This window comes from Wolbachia endosymbiont of Nasonia vitripennis, from assembly GCF_048054115.1.
In the GTDB taxonomy this organism is placed as follows: Bacteria; Pseudomonadota; Alphaproteobacteria; order Rickettsiales; family Anaplasmataceae; genus Wolbachia.
Window position 1 is genome coordinate 1 of the sequence record NZ_JAFEVF010000059.1, and the last position, 3,561, is coordinate 3,561.

4 protein-coding genes and 1 pseudogene are annotated in these 3,561 nt (G+C 31.5%); 3 read left to right on the top strand and 2 right to left on the bottom strand.

Annotated features, from left to right (window positions below; all coding sequences use genetic code 11):
* Window positions 1–138: 138 nt before the first annotated feature.
* The 3 genes from JR053_RS05100 (at window position 139) to JR053_RS05110 (ending at window position 2,924) form a co-directional block, all read left to right on the top strand.
* Entirely contained in the window at window positions 139–300 is a 162-nt protein-coding gene (locus JR053_RS05100) for a hypothetical protein (RefSeq protein ID WP_416603780.1), read from the top strand.
* A gap of 59 nt (window positions 301–359) precedes the next feature.
* On the top strand, window positions 360–791 hold the full coding sequence (locus JR053_RS05105) for a hypothetical protein (protein ID WP_416603776.1): 432 nt from the start codon (window positions 360–362) through the stop codon (window positions 789–791).
* A 150-nt stretch (window positions 792–941) separates the two neighbouring features.
* A complete protein-coding gene (locus JR053_RS05110; protein WP_416603778.1) occupies window positions 942–2,924 on the top strand; it encodes an ankyrin repeat domain-containing protein in 1,983 nt (660 codons plus the stop codon).
* A gap of 161 nt (window positions 2,925–3,085) precedes the next feature.
* Here the strand turns inward: JR053_RS05110 and JR053_RS05115 are convergent, their stop codons facing one another.
* Together JR053_RS05115 and JR053_RS05120 are read right to left on the bottom strand one after the other, a co-directional pair.
* A complete protein-coding gene (locus JR053_RS05115) occupies window positions 3,086–3,211 on the bottom strand; it encodes a hypothetical protein (protein ID WP_010405125.1) in 126 nt (41 codons plus the stop codon).
* Window positions 3,212–3,341: 130 nt separating this feature from the next.
* Window positions 3,342–3,561, bottom strand: a pseudogene (locus JR053_RS05120) (recombinase family protein); the annotation flags it as partial.

Consider the following 3,561-nt stretch of genomic DNA (forward strand, 5'->3'; position numbering starts at 1 on the left):
ATTTTGGTTTTGACTTTGTTAATTCTTCTGTCAGTTAATTCATGCCTGTCAGATCAAGTCTAAACTATTACATTTTCTTGTGTTGTATTCATATCTGACACTCCTTTAAAACTTGTCTATATTTTTATCTTACTTTGTTTGCTTGTCAGATCAAGTCTAAACTATTATAGTTTGAAGTATGGACAAGAATATGTAGAAAGAGGAATAGATTATTATGAAACACGTTACAAAGAGAAAGTTGTAAAAAATTTAATCAAAAAGGCACAGGAATTCGGTTATATCTTAGTTCAACAGGAATAACTAATGGGAAGTTTCTTAGAAGCACTGTTGAGGTTGCAAAAGTTATAAATAATCCAAAAGTGAAAGATTTAAGTTTTAGACATCATATATTTCATGTTGGAAAGAGTATAGTAAGAGTTGAAAATGTAGGAGGAAAAAGAAATTATACAGACGTTTTAGAAGGTGGCATTGAAATGTCTTTTACTACTGAAGTAGGAAAGATTAGTATTCATCTACGTTCTAGTGATAAAGACAACAATAAAATTGAAGTAAAGATAAGTGACGATGACAAGAAGAAACTTGATCAATTAAAAGATAAGGAAGAAATAGGAGAAAATTGCTTACTTGGTGGATATTCAGTACATGATGCGATTAAACGAGGATATTTTGAAAAACATGAAACACTACGTCAATCTTCTGAAAAAATTACCTTATCTAATGAAAAGAAAAAAAATAGTTGGTGTGAGATAGTAACAAATTCAAAACAGACAACAAGCCGTACTGTAGGGTAAATGCTACACTGCTTGATTGTCTAAAGATCTTATATTACTCACCATAAAAACTTAACAAAAGCTTAACGACATAAGTAGTAAAAAGATTATGGTTATTGACTTAATGTTACATATCGCATATAATGTACTATGTATCTTAGAGGGGTAAGTATGGGTGAGTCTACTGGAATGATAAAATTTATCACCAATCTACTAAAACCAAAGCCAGAACTATCTGATATTGAATATGAATCCGTTATAGAACATCTATCATCTAAAGAACATTTATTAAATGAGCTGATGAATGATATGTGGTACTCAGGAGATTTACCATCAGTTAGAAATCATAATGAACTACCTTCTTTAATAGATAGCAAACTTGGACTAAACGAACAAATTTGTGTTTGGTTTGCTCTAGATCACGATCTTACGCCAAGTCAAAAAAATTTAAACAAAAAGTTACTTAGTGCTCTAAAATGTTTAGCTTCTAACTGTGGTTCATTTGATAATACTGAACCTCTTGAAGAATTTTTACATGATAATAGAAACAATAAAGATTTAAAAGTAATTCTTAACCTAAGAAGAGGAGAATCTCAATCAACAGTATTGCATGCGATTGCAGGAGCAAATATTGGTGGATTTCATCGCACAGGAAATCAGGCTATAGATTTACTCTTAGAAGCAGGCGCAGATCCTAACATACAAGATAATAAAGGAAAAACACCATTATACCTTGCTGCTGCTAAAGGTCATTACGATAATGCAAACTCTCTTCTCCTGAAAGGAGCTAACCCTAATATAACAAGCAGAAAGGGGAGAACTCCACAACAAATAGCAACTAATAAACTCTGCTATAATATAGAAGAATTATTTCTAACTGATAAACAGAAAAAGTTAAATGCAGAATTGTATGACTTACTTGTACTCGATTCAGACTGCACTAAAAATTTAAAGGAGTTTTTAAGTAAGCATAAAAGAGATTCAGACCTAAAAGTGGTGCTAAATATTCGGCAAGGAATGGGTGAATCAAAAGTGTTTTCTTATGTTGATCGTTTTTCTTGGGACAATGAAGGTCTTATTCAAGAGTTAAGAAAGATATTTCTAGAAGCAGGAGCATTAGATTATGATATAAATATTTATCGTCAGCAAAAGAAAGGACAGGCCAGTAAATTACTCGTTAATTTAACTTCAAATCAGAAGGAGAAGTTAAATAAGTTTTCTGATAAGGTATTTCGAGCTCAAAATATGGCTGAACTTGAAAAGATTGTAAACGATGCTATAAAGTCTGGTGTACGATTAAACTATTCTCTTTCACAAGATTTCTTTTCAGGTAATGAGTACACTTTTACCGATTATGTGATGAAAAAAATCAGTGAATTAGAAAAAAATCCTAAAGTTGCTAGTAATATAATATGTCAATTAGTATCAAAAGGGGCAGTGTTTGGTAATACAGTTGATGCTAACACACTGACATCAGAATTTAAAGAGCATAAAACTAACCTAAAAAAAGCTTATAGAGATTATGTTAGCAATTCTCATAAATTTATTGAAATCGCAAAAAGTGCAACCAATAGCGAGCTAAAAGATGCAAGAGTAGACAACTCCGTTTTTTACTTAGAATATTCTAAAGATAGTAAAATAGACATTATAAAGATAACAGATGGGGTAAGGGGTTTAGGTCTAACCGATGGAGAGGTAAAGTGTGGAAGAAATATAGTAAAGATCGGTAGAAGTGAAGTAGAAATTAAAACTGAAAATGGCATAAGGAATTATACAGATCTTACAGAAGGTAGCAGTATAGTATTAACTTTCTATACTAGTTTGGGAGAATTAGAAGTTAGATTATGCCCTCATGAAGAAAATAAAAATTGGATAAAAGTAGAGGTGAGTGAAGAAGGCCTACTTCTACTCGATGAAATAGACAGTTATAATGAAGCAATAGAAGATTGCAATGAAGGAATAGAAAATTATGAAAAGATAGGACAAAATTGCTTATTGGGAGGTTTATCGGTTATTGAAGCTATAGACCGAGGTGTTTTTGCTAGATCCGGTGGATTAATGCATCCTGAAGTAATAAGCGAGTCTAACAACAAATGGACAGAACGTGAAGAGTTAAGAAGGACTTCTGATCCTAGGAGAGAAGTTTCTAGGTAGATTAATTTGCTAAAAAGTTGAAGATTATTATTTAAATATAAACTACTGTAATTTATAGATTAAGGAGTTCGTACCAATGTCTTCTAAGAATACTCTTTTATATTGTTTTTAAGCTGGCTACAAAATGAGGATATGGAACATACAATTGGCTGAGCTGCCTTTTACACTCCAGGTCTACTATTAAAATATGCAGCTAAAATTGGATCATTTTCTACCATTGTTGCACCTAATATGCTAAAATCTTCATCACTTGTATTGATATTTTTACATAATTGATTTTGTAACATTTATTTGCTCTTCTATATCAATTTCAACATCTTTTTGTGTGGCCCTTTGTAGTAGTCCTTTTGCAATAACCTTTTTTAATTTTCTGGCACATACTTTTTTCGATGTTTTTTCATGTTGTTTTTATAAACGTTACGACGCTGAGCCGTAAAACTTCTCTAATTGTTCACTCCATAACATTGGTATTTCTCTTAAATCAGCTAACTTCAAACCTCTTGGTTGTCTTCCCTTTACTATGTCTTCCTTTATTTTTGGAGCTAGGTAATTTAACCTTAAAATTTGTTGTACCCTTCTTGTACCTATATTAATTTGTAATAGTTTAGACTTGATCTGACAGGCATGAATTAACTGA

What these genes read in the sequence shown, in the direction of transcription:
- JR053_RS05110 (WP_416603778.1), top strand. Translation starts at nt 942, where the DNA reads ATGGGTGAGTCTACTGGAATGATAAAATTTATCACCAATCTACTAAAA.
- JR053_RS05115 (WP_010405125.1), bottom strand. Translation starts at nt 3,211, where the DNA reads ATGTTACAAAATCAATTATGTAAAAATATCAATACAAGTGATGAAGAT.